Source organism: Nocardia sp. CA-135398 (assembly GCF_050955845.1).
Lineage (GTDB): Bacteria > Actinomycetota > Actinomycetes > Mycobacteriales > Mycobacteriaceae > Nocardia.
Map to the genome: position 1 here is coordinate 5,242,121 of NZ_CP192084.1, position 17,976 is coordinate 5,260,096.

15 protein-coding genes are annotated in these 17,976 nt (G+C 66.8%); 3 read left to right on the forward strand and 12 right to left on the reverse strand.

Annotated elements, in window-relative coordinates:
* The first annotated feature begins 154 nt into the window (after positions 1 to 154).
* Positions 155 to 850, forward strand: coding sequence for a TetR/AcrR family transcriptional regulator (locus ACQP1T_RS22705; RefSeq protein WP_433755046.1), 696 nt, complete (start codon positions 155 to 157; stop codon positions 848 to 850).
* A 2-nt stretch (positions 851 to 852) separates the two neighbouring features.
* On the opposite strand, the gene ACQP1T_RS22710 is transcribed toward ACQP1T_RS22705, so the two are convergent.
* Both ACQP1T_RS22710 and ACQP1T_RS22715 read right to left on the reverse strand, forming a co-directional pair.
* A complete protein-coding gene (locus ACQP1T_RS22710; RefSeq protein ID WP_433755047.1) occupies positions 853 to 1,923 on the reverse strand; it encodes a PDR/VanB family oxidoreductase in 1,071 nt (356 codons plus the stop codon).
* The gene (locus tag ACQP1T_RS22715) at positions 1,920 to 2,792 is read right to left on the reverse strand and encodes a metal-dependent hydrolase (RefSeq protein WP_433755048.1); all 873 of its coding nucleotides are present in this window, start codon (positions 2,790 to 2,792) and stop codon (positions 1,920 to 1,922) included. The genes ACQP1T_RS22710 and ACQP1T_RS22715 overlap by 4 nt, the downstream gene beginning before the upstream one ends.
* A 104-nt stretch (positions 2,793 to 2,896) precedes the next feature.
* Here ACQP1T_RS22715 and ACQP1T_RS22720 point away from each other — a divergent pair, with 104 nt between their 5' ends.
* The gene (locus ACQP1T_RS22720; protein ID WP_433755049.1) at positions 2,897 to 3,571 is read left to right on the forward strand and encodes a TetR/AcrR family transcriptional regulator; all 675 of its coding nucleotides are present in this window, start codon (positions 2,897 to 2,899) and stop codon (positions 3,569 to 3,571) included.
* 7 nt (positions 3,572 to 3,578) lie between these two features.
* On the opposite strand, the gene ACQP1T_RS22725 is transcribed toward ACQP1T_RS22720, so the two are convergent.
* Positions 3,579 to 5,072 (reverse strand): flavin-containing monooxygenase, encoded by a 1,494-nt coding sequence (locus tag ACQP1T_RS22725; RefSeq protein WP_433755050.1) that lies wholly within the window; start codon positions 5,070 to 5,072, stop codon positions 3,579 to 3,581.
* A 176-nt stretch (positions 5,073 to 5,248) separates the two neighbouring features.
* Between ACQP1T_RS22725 and ACQP1T_RS22730 the strand changes: the two genes are divergently transcribed.
* The gene (locus ACQP1T_RS22730) at positions 5,249 to 5,638 is read left to right on the forward strand and encodes a hypothetical protein (protein WP_433755051.1); all 390 of its coding nucleotides are present in this window, start codon (positions 5,249 to 5,251) and stop codon (positions 5,636 to 5,638) included.
* 107 nt (positions 5,639 to 5,745) lie between these two features.
* Here the strand turns inward: ACQP1T_RS22730 and ACQP1T_RS22735 are convergent, their stop codons facing one another.
* From ACQP1T_RS22735 to recC, 9 genes are all read right to left on the reverse strand, one after another.
* The gene (locus ACQP1T_RS22735) at positions 5,746 to 6,258 is read right to left on the reverse strand and encodes a mycothiol transferase (protein WP_433755052.1); all 513 of its coding nucleotides are present in this window, start codon (positions 6,256 to 6,258) and stop codon (positions 5,746 to 5,748) included.
* 47 nt (positions 6,259 to 6,305) lie between these two features.
* Positions 6,306 to 6,818, reverse strand: coding sequence for a methylated-DNA--[protein]-cysteine S-methyltransferase (locus ACQP1T_RS22740; protein WP_433755053.1), 513 nt, complete (start codon positions 6,816 to 6,818; stop codon positions 6,306 to 6,308).
* Between the two features lie 64 nt (positions 6,819 to 6,882).
* A complete protein-coding gene (locus tag ACQP1T_RS22745) occupies positions 6,883 to 7,137 on the reverse strand; it encodes an Ada metal-binding domain-containing protein (protein ID WP_433755054.1) in 255 nt (84 codons plus the stop codon).
* A gap of 1 nt (position 7,138) precedes the next feature.
* On the reverse strand, positions 7,139 to 7,858 hold the full coding sequence (locus ACQP1T_RS22750; protein ID WP_433755055.1) for a 2OG-Fe(II) oxygenase: 720 nt from the start codon (positions 7,856 to 7,858) through the stop codon (positions 7,139 to 7,141).
* 10 nt (positions 7,859 to 7,868) lie between these two features.
* Positions 7,869 to 8,483 (reverse strand): methylated-DNA--[protein]-cysteine S-methyltransferase, encoded by a 615-nt coding sequence (locus ACQP1T_RS22755; protein WP_433762320.1) that lies wholly within the window; start codon positions 8,481 to 8,483, stop codon positions 7,869 to 7,871.
* Positions 8,483 to 8,962 carry an RNA polymerase sigma factor gene (locus ACQP1T_RS22760; protein WP_174555261.1) on the reverse strand — a complete coding sequence of 160 codons (480 nt, stop codon included), beginning with the start codon at positions 8,960 to 8,962 and terminating at the stop codon, positions 8,483 to 8,485. The genes ACQP1T_RS22755 and ACQP1T_RS22760 overlap by 1 nt, the downstream gene beginning before the upstream one ends.
* Positions 8,963 to 9,011: 49 nt before the next feature.
* The gene (gene recD / locus ACQP1T_RS22765) at positions 9,012 to 10,904 is read right to left on the reverse strand and encodes an exodeoxyribonuclease V subunit alpha (protein ID WP_433755056.1); all 1,893 of its coding nucleotides are present in this window, start codon (positions 10,902 to 10,904) and stop codon (positions 9,012 to 9,014) included.
* Complete coding sequence (locus tag ACQP1T_RS22770; RefSeq protein ID WP_433755057.1) at positions 10,901 to 14,251, reverse strand: UvrD-helicase domain-containing protein; 3,351 nt, start codon at positions 14,249 to 14,251, stop codon at positions 10,901 to 10,903. The genes recD and ACQP1T_RS22770 overlap by 4 nt, the downstream gene beginning before the upstream one ends.
* Before the next feature lie 154 nt (positions 14,252 to 14,405).
* A complete protein-coding gene (recC, locus tag ACQP1T_RS22775) occupies positions 14,406 to 17,753 on the reverse strand; it encodes an exodeoxyribonuclease V subunit gamma (protein WP_433755058.1) in 3,348 nt (1,115 codons plus the stop codon).
* Between the last annotated feature and the right edge of the window lie 223 nt (positions 17,754 to 17,976).

Here is a 17,976-nt window from a genome sequence, read left to right on the forward strand (position 1 = left end):
TCCTGGGTCGGGCGCCTGTGCTGGACGAGGCGGTAAGCCGGGTTCGGCCATTTTGCTGAACACTAGTGTTAGATTAATGCCGGTGTCACACCTCGTGTCAAGCTGTCGGGTGTGGCACACAGACGGGGCAGGCTTCGAGTTGTGAGGCATCACCATGTCCACTGACACTTCCCGGACCAATGGCGCGGCCCGCCGGGGCCGACCACCGCAGACCCAGGAGCAGGCAGAGGAGGTCCGCGCCCGCATCGTGCTCGCCACCGCGGCGGTATTCACCCGCGGCGGCTCGCGCGGACTCAGCGTCGCCCAGATCATCGAACAGGCCGGACTGGCCCGCCCCACCTTCTACCGCTACTTCGGCAACGCCACCGAACCGCTGCATGTCGTATTGGAGGCATCCAACGACGGCCTCGTCGACGGCATCCGCACGGCGCTGACCGGCCCGGACGAGCCCGTCGAACTCGGCATCCGCCTCATCGACGCCTACCTCGGCTGGGCCCGCGGGCACGGTGCGATGCTGCGCCCGCTGTTCGCCGAACTGCACGATCCGGCCTCACCGGTATCGGCCTATCGCGAACGGGCACTGGACGATATCCGCGCGCTGGTGCGCGAAACGTTCACGGAATTGGGCCGCCCGGTCCCCTCGCCGCTGGATCTCGATGCGGCCCTGCATGTTTGCGAGTACGTGGTCTATCGCATCTCGGCGGGTACCGCGCCCGGCGCCGAGCCGGACACGGAAACCGTTGCCGCCGCGCGGCTCACCATGATCCGCGTGCTGCTCACCACACTCGGCACCCGAGCCGATCTCGAATACGCCATGACGCTGCCGGGCATCTTCCCGGCCGCGCGGTGAATCTACAGATCGAGCTCGAGTTCGCCACCGCGAGCACGCGATACGCAAGTGAGCATCGCATTGCTGCGCTCACCGGGCAGTAGCGCCCGGTCCCGGTGCTCGACCTCCCCGGCGAGCACACTCGCCCGACACGTCCCGCAGAAACCCTGCTGGCACGAGTAGGCGACACCGGGCACCGCCCGCCGGATCGCGGTCAGCGCGGACTCATCGGCCGCGACATCCACCTCGGTTCCACTGCGGCGCAATCGAATACGGAACGGCGCACCATCGCTGACCGGCACCGCCGAGAAGCGCTCGGTATGCAGCGAGGCCGTCGGATCGTGCAACAGCAGCACCTTGCGCGCGGCTTCGGCCAATGCCGGTGGACCGCAGACATATACCGCGGCACCGGACGGCGTCTGTTCGAAGATCATCCGTGGATCCGGCACCCCGTACTCGTCATCGGGTCGCACCACCACATCGCCACCGGTGAAATGGGCGAGCTCGTAGAGGAACGGCATCCGCGCCCGTGAGCGCCCGAAATACATGAGCCGCCACGGTATTCCGGCACGTTCGGCGGCGGTGACCATCGGCAGAATCGGAGTGATCCCGATACCGCCCGCCACGAAGAAATACTCCGGCGCGTCGATGAGCGGGAACGCATTGCGCGGGCCCCGCACCCACAGTCGGTCGCCGACGCGCAGTTGCTGGTGGATCTCGCGGGAACCACCGTCCCCATCCGCAATGTAGCGCACCGCGATTCGGTAGCAGCTGCGATCCTCCGGATCGCTGTTCAGCGAATACTGCCGCTGCCGACCCGAGGGCAGGAATACATCGATATGGGCGCCCGGCGTCCAGGCGGGCAGGTCCGCGCCGCCGGGATCGCACAGGGTCAGGCTGACCACCTCGTCGGCCTCGGCCTCGATTCCCATGATCGCCAGCTCGAAATCGTAGCCGGTGCGCCGCACCGGCTGTGGCCGCGAAAGCAGCTGCGCCGCTTTCCCTTCGGTGAATACCCGCTTGTAGGTGTCCACCGCCGACGCGATCATCCGCAGCCCGGTCCCCGGCCGGAACTGCTCCTCCACGGCGGTCATGACAGGCTCGCCCGTGCCGCCGGCGACTGCGCGAGGTAGCGCAGTGCGTTATCCATCGGACCGAGTTGGGAGGGATGGAATCCCGGCCGCAGGTACCGCGGAATCTCGGTCAAGAAGGTGGTGAAGTTCGGCACCACTCCGCGCAATGACGCGCTGGCCAGCTGCAGCGGCCACCACCGGCCCTTATTCGGCGATGGGTCCCGTTGAAACAGGTACGCGCCCGAAATCACGAACAGAGCGAGCAGTCCCGAACTGGCGATCAGCGCCTGACGCGCCTTGCGGGCATAGCCGCCGTCGAGATGCATGTAGGCGTCGTAGACAACGCTGCGGTGTTCGACCTCCTCGGCACCGTGCCAGCGGATCAGATCCAGCATTGCCGGATGCATCCCCTTGGCCGCCAATTTGTCGTTCGTGAGCAGCCATTCGCCGATGACTGCGGTGTAGTGCTCCATCCCCGCGAACAGGGCCAGTCGCTCACAGAGCCATTCGTGTTTGGCCCGACCGGACAGTCCGTGGTCGCCGAGCAGCCGATCGATCAGCCAGGCGACCCGATCCACCATCGGGCCGACCTCGAGTCCGAGGCGTTCCAATTGGTGGCGGGCCTTTTCATGCGAACCGGCGTGCATCGTCTCCTGACCGATGAAGCCGCGGACCTCTTCCCGCAATCGCTCGTCATCGATCAGCGGCAGCGCCTCGGCCAGCGCCTGCGCCATGGCCCGCTCGCCCTCGGGGAGCACCAGGTGCATCACATTGATGATGTGGGTGGCCATGACTTCGCCGGGGATGTAGTGCATCGGCACCGAGTCGAAATCGAAGCTGACGTCCCGCGCGTTGATGGCATGAGCCTGATCGGCGTAAGCAGTGCCCATCTGATGGTCCTCACGTCTGGTCCCTGGACGATCAATGTATTGCCGACATCAAATGCTGTCAACATCACATGATGTCAACTTCCCGGCTATGGGAGGATCGAGCCATGAACGACGCCGTTTCCGATGGATCGATACCGGGGATGCGCCGCTGGCGCGGCACGCCCCCGGCCGACCGAATCGCCGCGCGCCGCGAACAGCTCGTCGAGGCCGCCATCGAGTTGATGGCCACGATCGGCGCCTCCGATATCTCCATGCGCGGGGTCTGCAGACAGGCCGGACTCACCGAGCGCTATTTCTACGAAAGCTTCCCGAGCCTGGACAAACTGCTCACCGCGGCATTGGAAACGGTCGTTCTCGGTGCGCAGGAGCGCCTGCTGGCGGCGCTGGCCACCGCACCGCCCGAACCGGCGAAACTATTTCGCCACGCCATTTCGGCATTCACCGATTACCTGATCGAGGATCGCCGCCGCGGCCAGATCATGTTCGTCGAATCGCAGGCCACCCGGGTACTCGGCGACCGAGGCAATGAGCTCATCGAATTGTTCACCGCCCCGATCGCGTTCACGATCGGGTTGGGTGAGGATGGGCCGCAAACCCCGCCGGACCAGTACGAGAACAGCCTCAACTCGAACGCCATCTTCGGCGCGATGGCATATATGTACCGTCCATGGCTGGACGGCACCATCGATATTCCGCGCGAACGGTTCGACGATCACGCGACCAGCGTGCTGCGCAATATCGCGGCCGCGCGGTCCTCCGAACCGCAGGAGGCGCACTGACCTGCCGTTATCCCTGCGTGGATACCGGGTCCCGATCCCGCGCCGGTTCGAAAACCATCGCGCGATCGGTGATCTTGCCGTGGCGCAGCGTGAACAGATCGCGTAGGTAATTCATGCGCAGGCGCCACGGCGCCTTGGTGCCCTGGATCGGGAATTGACTCGCGGCGCGCTGGACATAGCCCGGATTGAAATTCAGGAATAGCGAGGCCGCCCCGACGGACGGATCGCGCACCGGTGTGCAACGGTCGTATCCATTGTCGTACATGTGGCGTAGTAACCGAACGACGTACTCACACACCAGATCCGCCTTCAGCGTCCACGAGGCATTGGTGTATCCGATGATGTACGCGAAATTCGGCACATCCGAGAGCATCATGGCCTTGTAGGCCATGTGATCCGAGAGGTGCACCGGCTGTCCGTCGACGGCGAGTTCCATGCCGCCGAAGGCGAGCAGATTCAAACCCGTTGCGGTAATGATGATGTCGGCATCGAGGGTCGCGCCGGAGGCCAGTGACAGCCCGGTTTCGGTGAACGTCTCGACCTTATCGGTCACGATATCCAACTGCCCCTTGCGGATCGCGCGAAAGAAATCGCCATTGGGCGCCAAGCACAGTCGCTGATCCCATGGATTGTAGGTCGGGGTGAAATGCGTATCGATGTCGTAGCCCTCGGGCAGCCAGCGCCGCTGCCAACCCTTGATCCGCTTGCGCATGGATTGCGGATACCGTTGGCTCAGCTGATAAATCGCGGTGGCCAGCGCCACATTCTTGGCCCTGGCCACCGCGTAGGCGGCGCGGGTCGGCAGGAATTTGCGCGCCTTGACGGCGAGGTCGTCGCGCGCGGGTGCGGAGATGATGTAGCTCGGTGAGCGTTGCAGCATCGTCACGTGCGCACCCTGGTCGGTCAGTGCCGGGCCCAACGTCACCGCGGTTGCGCCGCTGCCGATCAGCACCACGCGTTTGCCGGCGACATCGAGATCGCGCGGCCAGTGCTGCGGATGGATGATCGGCCCGGCGAAACGCTCGGTACCGGCGAAATCCGGGGTGTAGCCCTCGTCGTAGCGGTAATAACCGGAGCAGCAGAACAGGAATCCCGCTGTGAGAGTGATGGTTTCGCCGGAATCGGTGCGTTCGGCGCGCACCGTCCACCGGTTGTCTCGCGACGACCAGTCGGCACCGATGACTCGGTGATTGAAGCGGATTTTGCGGTCGATCCCGTTCTCGGCGGCGGTGGCGCGCACATAGTCGAGAATGTCCGCCCCGTCGGCGATCGACTTGTCCCCCAGCCACGGACGGAAGCGGTAGCCGAGGGTATACATATCGGAATCGGAGCGAATTCCCGGGTAGCGGAACAGAGCCCAAGTGCCGCCGATCGCGTCGCGGCTCTCCAGAATCGCATAGCTCTTTCCGGGAAAGGCCCGCCGCAGGTGATACGCCGCGCCTATGCCGGACAGTCCGGCACCGACAATGAGCACATCGACGTGCTCGCCAGCGATCCGCATCGACCTCGTCCTCCGATATTCGGCGGCGCGATTCGCACCGCTTCACCTCCAGCCTATCCGTTGCGTTCGGTCGAGGCCCCCGGTCTCCGGTGTCACCGATCTGCGTTTCGATGGAACCGTTTCGTCGGCCTGTGCGTCTCTATGAATCAGACGAGACCAGTGGAAGGGCGACCGCGATGGCTGTTGACAGTTCGTTCGGCGGGTATATCGAGGATGCGAAGACCGGCGCGCTGAAGGTGCGGATGGAACCGCAGGCGTTTCTGGATATCGACGCGGCCTGCCAGACCCTCATCGACGACCTCACGGTCGCGCAGTACGAGGCCCGGTCGCTCGGCGAGAAGGAGTCCTGGGGCCTCGGCGAGAACAATCCCCGGCTCACTTCCGCCATCGAACTGGTGAAGCTTTTCCGGGAGAAGGCCTTCGGTGGTCCGAACAATGCATACGACACCATCGGCGACTACATAGCGATCGCTACTGAGATTCAGAGCCTGTTCAAGACCATCCGCGACACCTACGAGCAAACCGACGCCGAGTTCGCCCGTCAGCTTCGCCAGATCCGGGTATGAGCCAGCCATCGAGAGCCTCGCGCAGGCGCTCGGTGTCACGAAGGGGGCTTTTACGGGCACTTCGCCGACCGCAACGCTCTGTTCGGCGATGCGCCGGAAGACTGAAACTACCTGCGACGCAGCAGAACTCCACGAATGAAGGCGGCCTGTCCGGCGTGCTGGATATCGTCGTCCACGACGCTGATCAGCCGTACTCCCAGGGTGACCGGCGGATCCCAGCGGGTGTCGACGATACGGGGCAGATCGGCATCGGTGAGTTCGGAGACGTAGTCGATCGTCTGAGCGTGCACCGCGTCGTAGTAGCCCAGCAGCAGTTCGGCGGAAATCCCGCCGAGTTCGGCGACCTCCGCGGCGCCGTGCCCGTAGCCGGTTGCCTCGTCGGCGAACGGCAGGTCGAACCGCTTGGCCCAGCCCGCCGCCGTCCACACCTGTTCCAGATTTGCCACGTCCGCGACGTGGTCGTCCTGCACGCGGGTCAGATGCCAGATCAACCAGGAGATGGAGTTGGCGTCCGGATCGATCCGAGCCGCCAGCTCGTCCTGTCCGAGGTCCGCGACCGCGCCGTGCACATTCTCCCGCACCCGTCCGAAGGCATCGACCAACAACTCAGCGCTCGTCATGACCTCATGCAAGCACACAGTGACCGTCGATATTCCCGATCGCGCCGTTATCGGTCCAGCGGCAGCAGGAGCTCGGCCGATTCGAGGTCGAGCAGTGCTCGTTTGGCGGGCAGTCCACCCGCGTATCCGGTCAGGGATCCGTCGGTCCCGAGTACCCGGTGGCACGGGAGCAGGATCAGCAGGCGGTTGCGAGCCAGCGCGCCGCCGATCTTGCGAGCGTCGGCGGGGCCGCGACCCAGTCGTCGAGTGAGGGCCCCGTATGTGGTTGTTCGGCCGTATCCCGTGGTCGCGTCGAGCATCTGCAGGACCTCCCGATCGAACGCGCTCATGTCCGTCGGATCCATCGGTACCGTGAACTCCTGACGTTCGCCGATGAGGTATTCGTCGAGCTGGTCGGCGGCGGTCTCGAGATGCTCACGCGCCGTGGCGTTTTCGCCGGTCGGCCCGGTGGGCAGCTCGTCGGTGAACGCGACCGAGGTGACACCGGTCCGGTTTGCTTCTATCAGCAGGTTGCCCAGTGTCGAGCCGTGCACCAGTCGTGCGGTGGCGGTATCGGACATGATGTCGCTCCCTCTCCATATCGAGCTTTATCGGGTAGACGCTCCCCGGTGCCGAAACGTGAGATCACCTGCCGGAGTGGTCTTTCCATGCGGCGTATGCGGTAGGCAGACAGACCGCGCACGGTCGGTAACCGGCGGCGATGGCGATTTGTTCGTCGGCGAAGAAAACACGGTGGGCGCGGTAGTGGCCGCGCGCCAAGGCACGCAGGGCCGATGGGCAGTCGAGGCGGCCGTAGAGTTTGCCGCGCCGGTGACCGCCGTATCGACCCGGAGTATGGCTGGCATACGGGTGGCCGTTGGCGTCGGTCAGGGTGTACATCTCATTCGGCGTCGTGCAGGACCAGTCCCAGCGTGTGTCGGTGGCCGCTGCGAATTCGACTGACGCCGTGGCGGATCGGTGCGCGAGACCAACCGCGCGCCGATGGCGTCGGCCGGTCTCGGGTGGTGAAGACGAGCGCGTGGCCCTGTTCCAGGATGGTGACCGTCGGCTTGGATTGGGCGCGGGGGCGTTGTTCGACCAGGAGGAATTCCCCGCCGGTGTGGTCGATGCCGGGGCGATCCAGGCCGATCACGACCTGCAGCGGGAAGACGAGCTCGCCATAAAGATCGCGGTGCAGGGCGTTCCAGTCACCTTCGGTGTAGCGCAACAGGATTGGCGTCGGCTTGCTTTGACCGGCGGCGTGGCAGGCGTCGAGCCAAGCGTCGAAATCGTCGGGCCACGGCATCGGGTCGCCGAGCCGGTCGGCCCATGTGCGGGCGATGGGCAGCAATCTGCGGTAGAAGGCCCTGCGCAGCCGCATGATCGGTGCGGGGACCGGATCGGCGAAGTACCGGTAGTTGCCCTGACCGAATCGGTAGCGGGCCATATCGATGGTCGATCGAAAGCGGCCCAGATCGTCCCACATCGCGATGAATTCGGCACATTCGTCCGGCGTCAAGAGCGGGCCGGTCTGGGCACAGCCGTAGGCGTCGATCTCCTCGGTCAGTGCACTCCATTGCTGTGACTCGACTCGTTCTTCCAGTGCGACAAGGGTTTTCATGGCTTCTCCTTTACGCCGCTTCGAGCGTGAGCAGAGTGCTTTTCGCGATGACGCCGCCGACGTACTGGCCGATCGAACCGTCGCTGCGCACCACGCGGTGGCACGGGATGACCACCGGCAGCGGATTGTGCGCACACGCCGAGCCGACCGCGCGTACCGCGCGCGGATTGCCGACCGCCGCAGCGACATCGGCGTAGCTCTCGCGATGTCCGTAGCCGATATCGCTCAGATGCTCGATCACCTGCCGCCGGAATCCGACGGTCAACCGCAGATCGAGTGGCAGATCGAATTGTGTTCGCGCACCGGCGAAATACTCCTCGATCTCGCGTGCCGCGGCGTCGAGGCGGCCAGGGACGGCCAGAATGCGCGGGCTGATCCGCTCGGCGAGGGTGGCGAGTACGGTGTCGTGGTTCTCGTTGGGGTAGGCGACCCGTACCAGACCGGCGGGGGTGGCCGCGAGCAGCAGGGTGCCGACGGGAGTGTCCAGCGTGCGGTAGGCGACGTCGAGCAGGCCCGCGGCCTGGGCGTCGGCAGCCAGCCGTCGACGCAAGCGGGACAGTATCTCGGCGGAGTTCGGGGTCAGGCCGTCGAAGAGGCCGTCCGGATCCCGGTCGATAGTGGCCATCATGTTCGATCCTTCGGATAGAGCTTGCGCAATGTTTTGAGGCCGTCGGCGGCGGCACGGCGGGCGGCATCGGTCGAATTGCCCAGCAGCTGAGCGATTTCGGCGTGTGGCAGACCGGCCAGGTAGTGGTAGGCCACCGCTTGGCGCTGTTTGGTCGGCAGCGCGGCGAGCGCGTCCCACAGATCGGGGTCGTAATCGGCCGGGTCGGCGTCGGGTGCCCGGCGTTCGGGCAGGGTTTCGGCGGGAACGGGTGCGCGGGTCAGTGCGCGCCCCACATCGATCGCGCGCCGGTGCGCGATGGTGACCAGCCATGCCTCGATATTCGTCTTCGGGTCGAGGTCGGGATAGGCCCGTAGCGCCGATAGAAAGGTCTCCGACCACGCATCGGCGGCATCCGTCGGACCGAGCACCGCCCGGCACACGCGCAGCACCATCGGGCCGTATTCGGCCACCACTTCCTCGAACGGAGGCAATCTCACGCTATGTAGACGTCGGGGGCGCGGAAAACGTGAGATTCCGGGATCCGGCTCACGGCGACTCCGGGGTGCGCGACAACCCGCTGGCACGCAGCACACGCCTGTCGATGGCGGCGCGGATCGAGTCGGCGGTGCCGATGATGCGCACATGGCGACGGGCGCGGGTGATGGCCGTGTACAGCAGTTCCCTGGTGAGCAGGGTGGATTCGGGTTCGGGCAGGACGACCGAGACGGTGTCGTACTGGCTGCCCTGGCTGCGGTGGATGGTCATGGCGAAAACGGTGACCACGGCCGGAAATTGGGTCGGGTGCACCAGATAGGGCTCACTGCCGCGCTGCAGGGCCGCGCGCAGTGAACCATCGGGCATCCGCACGATCACGCCGGTATCGCCGTTGTAGATGCGCGCCTCGTGGTCATTGGCGGTGACCAGCAGCGGCTGGCCCGGATACCACGGCGCCTGATGCGAATCCGTCCCCGCGCCACCGGCCGCGGCCCATTCACCGGCCATGCGGTCCCAGCGTTCGACGCCGAAGGGACCTTGGCGGTGCGCACACAGCAGGCGATGGGATTCGAGGGCGGTCAGTGCGGCCGCGGCATCGCCATCGAGGGCGGCCGTGGTGACCTCACGGGCGGCACGCACGACGTCGGTGCGAACAGGTGCGGTGTCCTCCGGCGTGCAGAGCGAGAGTTCTGCACCGCCCGCCCGCAGTAATGCGAGTGCGGTGTCGGCGTCACCCGCGCGGACCGCCACGGCGAGTTCGGCGATCTTGCCGCCGAAGCGGCGGCCACGGGTCAGGCGGACGATGCCGCCGCGCAGTCGCATCCGTTCGAGATCGGTCAGCGCGTCCGGATTACCGTCGGCCGCAACCGATTCCGCACCGAGCACCTGTTCGAGAACCGGATTCGGTTCGCCGACAACGGGTCCGGCAACGAGGTCGGCGAGCACCGCACCGGCATCCACCGAGGCGAGCTGATCCGGATCGCCGACGAGCACCAGGCGGGTATCCGGCCGCAACGCGGCCAGCAGGCTGCTCATCATGGTCAGCGACACCATGGAGGTTTCGTCGACCACGATCACGTCATAGGGCAGCCGGTTGAATTCGTGATACCGGAACCGGGTCGCCCGGCCGCGCTGCCAGCCGAGCAGGCGGTGCAGCGTGGCGGCGGTGAGCTCCGGCAGGGCGAGCGATTCGGCCTGTTCGCGCACGGCTTCCTGCAGTCGTGCGGCCGCCTTTCCGGTGGGCGCGGCCATGGCGATGCGCAGTGCGGGCAGCTTCGGATGCGCCTGCTGGTGGGCGTCGAGCAGGGCCAGGATGCGGGCGATGGTGTGGGTCTTGCCGGTACCCGGCCCGCCCGCCACCACCGTGGTCCAGTGCGTCGCGGCGAGTGCGGCGGCGATCCGCTGGCGGTCGGGGGCCGCACCCACCTGGGCGTCGAAGAGCCGGTCGAGTTCACGGCGCACGATGACCGGATCCACCTTCGGATGGTGTCCGGAGCGCTCGGTGAGCACCCGGCGGATCGTCTGCTCCTGCTGGTAGTAGCGATCCAGATAGAGCAACGGTCCCGTGGCCTGCGCGTCGACCAGACGCAACGGCTGCAACGGACCAGCCGGTCCTCCGCACACCAACGGGCTCACCCGCAGCGCGGCGACCACTGCATCGATATCCGGCCACGGCAACGTCGCAGGATCGATACCCGCACCCGCATCCCAGGTTTCGTCGGCATCGATGCCGATTTCGCGCATGCGGTGCAGTTCCAGGCAGACCGAACCGGAGCGCACCGCCCGCACCGCGAGGGCCGCCGCGAACAACACCTCTTCCGAGGATTCGCGGCCCATCCGGCCCAATCGAAGAGCGACATGCACGTCGGCGGCGGAGAGCACACCGGCCTCGTTGAATATGCGCAGCAGCCCGGTTCCCCGTTGCGCCAACTGAATCGACGTCATCGGGCCGCCTCCCCCGCCAGCAGCTCCGAAAGTGCGACGATGAGCGCGGCCGGTGGATTCCAGTCGAAAACACCACAGCCCGAAGGAGTTTCGGGACCGATCATGCCGCGAACGAACAGGTAGCGGGCACCGCCGAGGTGACGCGCCGGATCGTAGCCGGGCAGCCGCCAGCGCAGGTAGCGGTGCAGGGCGACCGCGTAGAGCAGGGCCTGCAGCGGGTAGTGCGAGCGCAACATTTCGGCGGCCATGCGCTCGTGGGTGTAGTGGTCGACGGTGAGATCGCCGGTGCCGAGGCGATTGGTCTTGTAGTCGACGATGACGAATCGCGGCTGCGCGCCCGGATTTTCGGTAATGCGCAGTACCGCATCGATACTTCCGGTGAGGTAGCCGCGCAGCGGCGTGTCGTCCAGGGACGCGAGTTGGTCCGCATAGCTGGACAAAGAATCGTCGGCCGGAAGATGGGTGCGCAGCAGATCGGCGATTCGGCGCAGCGTGACCGTATGCGCACCGGGGATGTCACCACCGGCGAGCGGGAGCTCGAAGTCGAGTTCGTTGAGCCGGTCGCGGGTGGAAATGTCGGCGAGACAACCGAATCCGAGTGGCGTGTGCAGCACGGCGAGCAGGGCGGAGCCGAGTACCACCGGATCGGCCTCGGCCATCAGTTCTTCGGTGGCGGCGCGGCAGCGAGTGTGTACCTCGGTGGCCAGATCGGTTGCGTCGGTATCGATTCGCTCGAGTACGCCGTGCACCAGGGTGCCGAATTCGGCGCCGTAGGGCAGCGCGTTCATCAGGGACGGGGCCGCATCGCAGACTGCGGGTTCGGATTCGGCGAGAAGCGGCGTACCCGGTTCATCGGACGGGCCGCGGTCGTCCTCGGGTTCGGCCTCGGGTATCGCGGCATCGTGCGCACCTGCCGTCAGTGCCGAATAGGAGGTGCGCCGCCACTGCAGGTCCATGGTGCGTGTGAAGTGCGCCGCGGCGATGGCACCGGTCGGGAGTTCGGTGCGCACGCGGCGGATCTCGACGGTATCGGTGTGCTCGACGCCTTCCACCGCAATGGCCTCCGGCGCACCGGCCGCCCAGGCCGAAAGCATCGACACCGCAACGGCATCCGCCGGTACCGCCGCCTTGCTCGGCACCAGATCCCCGCCGTCCGGGCGGCCGAGCACCATCCGATGCAGCGGCGCGTTGGCGGTGGTGATCGCCGGTGCCCACCAGGCGACGATCTGACACATCGCGCGGGTGAGTGCGACGTACAGCAGGCGCAGTTCCTCGCCCGCCTCCTCGGTTTCACTGCGCAGCTTGCGCTCGCCGTAACCGGACGCGTCCTGACCGCCGACATCGAGTACCCGAGCGCCGTCGTCGGTGTGGAACAGCAGCGTCTGCGGATACGGATTCTTCGCGTTGTCCCACGCGAAAGGCAAGTAGACGATGGGGAATTCGAGTCCCTTGCTGGCATGCACGGTGGCGATCTGTACGGCCGCGGCATCGCGATCGAGGCGACGGCTGCGGTCGGCGACCGATCCGGAGGCGGGGTCGCGCACCCGGTCGGCGAGCCAGCGGGTCAGCGCGGTGAGGCCGAGCCCTTCGGTCAGCGCGACCTGATCCAGCAGCTGCGCGATATGCCGCAGATCGGTCAGTTCGCGTTCACCGTTCTCGACCGAGAGCAGCCGCTGGGCCAGATTCGCTTCGGCGGAGATCTTTTCGAAGACCGCGGCGAAACCAGCGCGGGCGAACAGCCGGGCCGCTTCCCGCAGCTGGGCGGAAATGCGACCGACCAGATCCGCACCGCCACTATCGATTTCGATCGCGGTCACGCCGAGCAGTGGGGTGCAGGCGGCAAGACGGACGCGATCGGAGCGGTGCGGCTGTTCGAGCGCGCGCAGCAGCCAGAGCCAATCCGTCGCACTGCTGGTGGCGAAGACGCTGGTGCCACCGGCGAGTACCGAGGCGACCCCGACCCGATCCAAAGCGGTTCGCACCACATCGATTTGGGATCGAGTCCGCACCAGTACCGCGATATCACCGGGCCCGATCGGCCGCGGTCCGGTCTTCGCCTCGAAGAGCACACCGGATTCGAGCAGCCGCACGATATCCGCCGCGAGATCCTCGGCGACCTTCGACCGCATCCGCCCGACCGCCGGGAATCCCGATTTGTTCAACGGCCCGGCTCCGGTGCGCGGCAGACACCGCATCCGCAGCGGCGTCGTCAGGTCCTGCGGGCCGGACAATCGCGACCAGCCGCGTGTCGCGCTGACCGGATAGACCGTGATCTCCTTGTGCCCCAGTGCCGCACCGCCCTGCAGATGATCCAGCGCCGCGAGCAGACCCGCATCGCTGCGCCAGTTATCGGTGAGCTCCTTGCGGGTATCGGCGTGCGCGACGGCATCGAGATAGCTGAGCACCTCCGCGCCGCGGAAGGCATAGATCGCCTGCTTCGGATCCCCGACGAGCACCAAGGTCGAATGACCGTGAAAAGCCAGCCGCAAGATGTCCCACTGCAGTGGATCGGTGTCCTGGAATTCGTCGACCAGGGCGACCCGGTACCGGTCCCGGATGCGGCGGCAGGCCCGCGGCCCGTGCTCCGGATCGGCGAGCACATCGTGCAGCAGCACCAGCAGATCATCGAAATCACGCAGTCCGGCAAGGCGTTTGCGGCGCTCGGTTTCCGCGCGCACCGCGGCGGCGAAGGCGACCCGCTCCCCCGCCGGTCCCTCCCCCTTCGGCACCAATACCGCGTGCCGATCCTGCACCGCCGCCAGTGCGAGCGTATGCGCCTCCTTCAGCGAAAACGGCGGCTCCGCACGGGCATACCGGTTCAGGTACAGGTCATCGGCGACCGTGCCGATCAGATCATCGATCGTCTCGACCAACCGCGACCCGGGATCATGTTCGCCGGCCAAACCGAGTTCATCGAGCATTCGCTGGCAGAAACTGTGCGTCGTCGCGATGGTTCCGGCATCGAAATCCGAAAGCGCGGTGAGCAATCGCCGACGCCGCCGCAGCACTTCGGCCGAATCCGCCTGCGCCATCAGCCGAATCAGCTCGTCGGCGTGGGCCCGAGCCGTCTCCGGATCGGCCAATGCCGCCGCCACGGCGACGAACCGGTCCCGCGTCCGTTCCCGCAGTTCCTGTGTGGCGGCCCGACTGAACGTCACCAGCAACAGCTGCGAAATATCGATCCCGATTTCGGCGACATACCGCACCGCCAGCCCGACGATCGCATGCGTCTTACCGGTGCCCGCACTCGCCTCGAGCACGGTGGTTCCGGTCGGCAGCGGCCCGTTGGGATCGAATCGGTCGGCGTCCACCGAGGGCGCGGCGAATGTGGTGTCCTCGATGGTCATCCCCGCCCCTCTCCGTGCCTGGCCGATCCGGTGCTCGCACTGCGCATCAGCAAGATCTTCCCTCGCCGACCGATACCTCCACCGTCCACCCGACCCTCGCCTGGATGCGGGAGGCGCGCCGCGCTGGTTATCGCACTCGACGAATCCGCGCCGCTCACGGCTGGCCCTGATTCTCGGCGGCCAACAGCGGTGCCCACATGCGACGAGCCAGGGACCCGAAGCGGGTCGTTTCCCCGGGCTCGCCCGCGGGCGCCGGGGCGGCCATGAGGTGTTCCAGGCGAGGCGCAGGCCCCCAGATGTAGCGGAGATGACGGTCGGTGTGGTCACCGAACGGCCCGGGACCGTTGGGCCCGCCATTGAATTCGCGTTCCGCGGCGCTCACCGCTTCGTCGGCGTTCGAGCCGCGGAAGCGACGTTCGGCGTAAACGGCGGTAGCGGCGGGGGCGATCGGCAGCGGTTCCGTCAGACCGGCATCACGCAGCCGTACCAGCTCACGCAGCATCGCCAGTGCGGCAGGCGATTCCGGTGCCATGAGCTCGGAACGCCATGCGGGACGGCCGAATTGGCCGCGTCCGATAGTGACCGCACGCCAGGAGCGATCCTCGGTGACCGCCAGGGCAAGCAGCGAAACCCAAGCGGCGATGCGGTGTTTCGGTGCCAGCCGAGAGAACGTGGTGCGAACCAGGGATTCGCCGCGCACCTCGGGCACCGTGCCGGTGAGCCGACGGCCATGACCGAGGTCCACCGCGATATCGACCGCACGCGGTGCGCCCTCGTACTCCGGCAGCGCAGCGCGCACCAGCTTGTCCACCGTCGATTCGACCTCGTCGAGCACCGCACCGCCGAAGCCGAACGGTGGCAATGTCCCGCGCCGCCACTCCGCCGCGCGCAGCGTCGATGGGTCCGCACCGGTGAGCCGCGCGGACAGCAGTCGTTCGCCCAGCTCCCATTTCGCGAGGCCGTCGAGTTCGATGGGCAGCCGGTCGGCAATGTCGTCTTCGTGTTCGGGGACGCGCAGTCCGAGGCGCTGCCACAGGAAGGCGCGCACCGGGTGTTCGACGAACGAAATCAGGTCGGCCAGTGCGACATCCGCGGGTTCGAGGGCGGGCAGCGGTTCGGGCAGGAACGCGGGGCGTGGCTGTGCGGGTTGTCCGGCGGCCTGCGCTCCGGCGAATGCGACGGTATCGAAGCTGAACGGGCGCTCGGCCGCGAAATTGCGACGGTCGAAGCCCTGCAACGGATGTCGGGTCACCACCGTGTCCATACCCGCCGCGCCGACGTGTGCGCGCAGTGCATCGAGCAGTTCGGCGACCGGGATGGCGGGTGGGCGGTGCGCGCCGGTCACCGGGTCGGCTCCGGTGTGGAAGATCAGCAATTGCTCCGTCGCCGCGAGCACCGCATCCAACAGCAGCTGGCGATCCTCACTGCGCGCATCCCGTTCGCCGAGCAGCGGATTGCGTGCGAGCACATCGTCACCGTCCACGCCGCTGGTTCGCGGGAAGACCTCGTCGTCGAGGCCGAGCAACACCACCACACGATGCGGCACCGAACGCATCGGCACCATCGTGCACACGGTCAGTTCGCCGGTCCGAAAATTCGCCCTGGTCGGTTGTGCCGCGAGCCGACTCGACAGCAGCACACCGACATCCGCCAGCCGCAAGGGCACATCACCGGCATGTTCGGTGGCGGCGGCCAGCTCACGGCGGGCCTCGGTGCGCACCCAGGCCTGACTGTCGGGCACATCGGTGAGCAGTTCGAGGCAGCGACCCAGCACTGCCGCCCACTCCTGCGCCGGACGCGGTCCACGCAGGTCACGCAGGCAAACCGCGAGGCGGTCGATGAATTCCGCGAACCGGCCCGCCAGATCTACATCATTGCTGTCCACATCGTCCAGCGGCAGGGCGAGATCCAGCCAGTCCTCGGAAGATTCGTCCGCGGTGACACCGAGCAGGATGCGGTCCACCGCGCTATTGAGCGTGTTCTGCGCGAAGTCGGCCAGCCCGAATGCCTGCCGCTGGCGTTGCCCGATACCCCAGCGCGCGCCGGATTCGGCCGCCCATTCGCGCAACCGCTCGATATCGTCGTCATCGAAACCGCAACGGCGACGGACGGTTTCGGACGCCGCCAGATCCAGCACCTGGGTTACGGTCACCCGACCATCGGCGAGTTCGAGCAATACCGCGATCACCGCGAGCATCGGGTTGGTCACCGCGCGCCCCCGATCGGCGAGCCGCACCCGCAGCAGATGCGCCGGATGCGCCGAATCCCCCACCGACTCGACCGATCCCACCATCTTCTGACCGAAGGCCGCACGCACCAGCGGCGCATACGCCTCCACCTCGGGACACATGATCAACACATCCCGCGGTTCCAGCGTGTGATCGGCCGCGAACAAGCCGAGCAGACATTCGCGCAGCACTTCGACCTGTCGTGCCGGTCCATGACACGAATGCACCTGAACGGTCCGGTCATCGAAGCGCGCGGGATCGGGCGGCCACACATCATCCCGGATACCGGACTGCAGCGCGGTCAACAGTGTCGCAGCCGAATCCCCCTGCCCGCCAGCGTCATTCGACCAGATGGCGGCATGATGGTGGTCCACGGCATCGACCAACCGCTGCTGGAGCTCCCGCACATCCCTGCCGAGCCCCGCGAGCAACGGATGCCGCACTGCCGTCGCACTGACATCATCAGCCCGCGCCACCACGGCAGGCAGCCCACTCAACTTCGTCCACATCGCCGGACTCGGATGCGCGAGCCACAGATGTACCTCCCGCCGCTGCGCCAGCGCCGATAACACCGCGAGTTGATCGCTCGGCAATCGCGTCACCCCGAACAATGACAAACGCGCAGGCAGATCCACCAGATCCGGCTCATCCCGCAATCGAGCACAGGCCGCGTCCAACCGCTCGGCCGGACTCGGCGCCCCGACCTCGGCCCGCAACCGCCGCCACAATTCCGGTTGCCAGAGCAGATCGTCCGGCACCGCGCGCCCGGCGCCGTCGGTATCCGAACCCGCCGCCCACTCCTCGATGAGCTCGGGGCGCTGCGCCGCATAGCTGTCGAACAGCGCCGCCAGATGCGCGGCAGTCGCATACCGGCGACCGACCCGATGCCCGGCGGGCTCGCCGACCCCGAGATGCCGCGCGAGCACCGCACTCCACGGCTCGCCGAGCGACGCGTCGATCACCCGCAGCAACGTCCACACGACCCGCTCCGACGCCCAGGGATCCGCCTCGGGCCGCACCCCACTCGCCGCTGCCGATACTTCGGCGACCAACGCACCGGGAGACGGGAATTCGATATTCGCGGCGACACCGTCCGAGCGCCCCGACACGCCGAGCACCGTCGACAGCCGCTGCGTCAACCACCGCTCGACACCCTTCGCGGGCACCGCGACCACCTCGGTCGCGAAGGCATCCGGCAACGGTTCGGCAAGCAGTGCGGCCAACGCCTCCGCCAACGCATCGGCGCGCTCGGCACGATGGATGTGCAGCGGCATCTGCGCCCTCTCGTCGGTTGGTCCGGTATGTCCGCACTGCGCGTCAAGTCGGCTATCCGCACGGCTCGGCGCTTCCGCACGTTTATACGCCCAGCGACCAGCACGCAACCTCCCGGCCCCATTCGCGCGGGAGTGAAATAAGCCACACGCGAACGATTTACTTCGTCGTGTCACGTCGGATCGCGGCCGTCGATGTGCAACAGTGCTCAACCGGGGAGGAACG

Bases quoted from the DNA above. Each gene is read 5' to 3' on its own strand.
- ACQP1T_RS22705 (WP_433755046.1), top strand. From the start codon at position 155: ATGTCCACTGACACTTCCCGGACCAATGGCGCGGCCCGCCGGGGCCGA.
- ACQP1T_RS22710 (WP_433755047.1), bottom strand. From the start codon at position 1,923: ATGACCGCCGTGGAGGAGCAGTTCCGGCCGGGGACCGGGCTGCGGATG.
- ACQP1T_RS22715 (WP_433755048.1), bottom strand. From the start codon at position 2,792: ATGGGCACTGCTTACGCCGATCAGGCTCATGCCATCAACGCGCGGGAC.
- ACQP1T_RS22720 (WP_433755049.1), top strand. From the start codon at position 2,897: ATGAACGACGCCGTTTCCGATGGATCGATACCGGGGATGCGCCGCTGG.
- ACQP1T_RS22725 (WP_433755050.1), bottom strand. From the start codon at position 5,072: ATGCGGATCGCTGGCGAGCACGTCGATGTGCTCATTGTCGGTGCCGGA.
- ACQP1T_RS22730 (WP_433755051.1), top strand. From the start codon at position 5,249: ATGGCTGTTGACAGTTCGTTCGGCGGGTATATCGAGGATGCGAAGACC.
- ACQP1T_RS22735 (WP_433755052.1), bottom strand. From the start codon at position 6,258: ATGACGAGCGCTGAGTTGTTGGTCGATGCCTTCGGACGGGTGCGGGAG.
- ACQP1T_RS22740 (WP_433755053.1), bottom strand. From the start codon at position 6,818: ATGTCCGATACCGCCACCGCACGACTGGTGCACGGCTCGACACTGGGC.
- ACQP1T_RS22745 (WP_433755054.1), bottom strand. From the start codon at position 7,137: ATGTACACCCTGACCGACGCCAACGGCCACCCGTATGCCAGCCATACT.
- ACQP1T_RS22750 (WP_433755055.1), bottom strand. From the start codon at position 7,858: ATGAAAACCCTTGTCGCACTGGAAGAACGAGTCGAGTCACAGCAATGG.
- ACQP1T_RS22755 (WP_433762320.1), bottom strand. From the start codon at position 8,483: ATGGCCACTATCGACCGGGATCCGGACGGCCTCTTCGACGGCCTGACC.
- recD (WP_433755056.1), bottom strand. From the start codon at position 10,904: ATGACGTCGATTCAGTTGGCGCAACGGGGAACCGGGCTGCTGCGCATA.
- ACQP1T_RS22770 (WP_433755057.1), bottom strand. From the start codon at position 14,251: ATGACCATCGAGGACACCACATTCGCCGCGCCCTCGGTGGACGCCGAC.
- recC (WP_433755058.1), bottom strand. From the start codon at position 17,753: ATGCCGCTGCACATCCATCGTGCCGAGCGCGCCGATGCGTTGGCGGAG.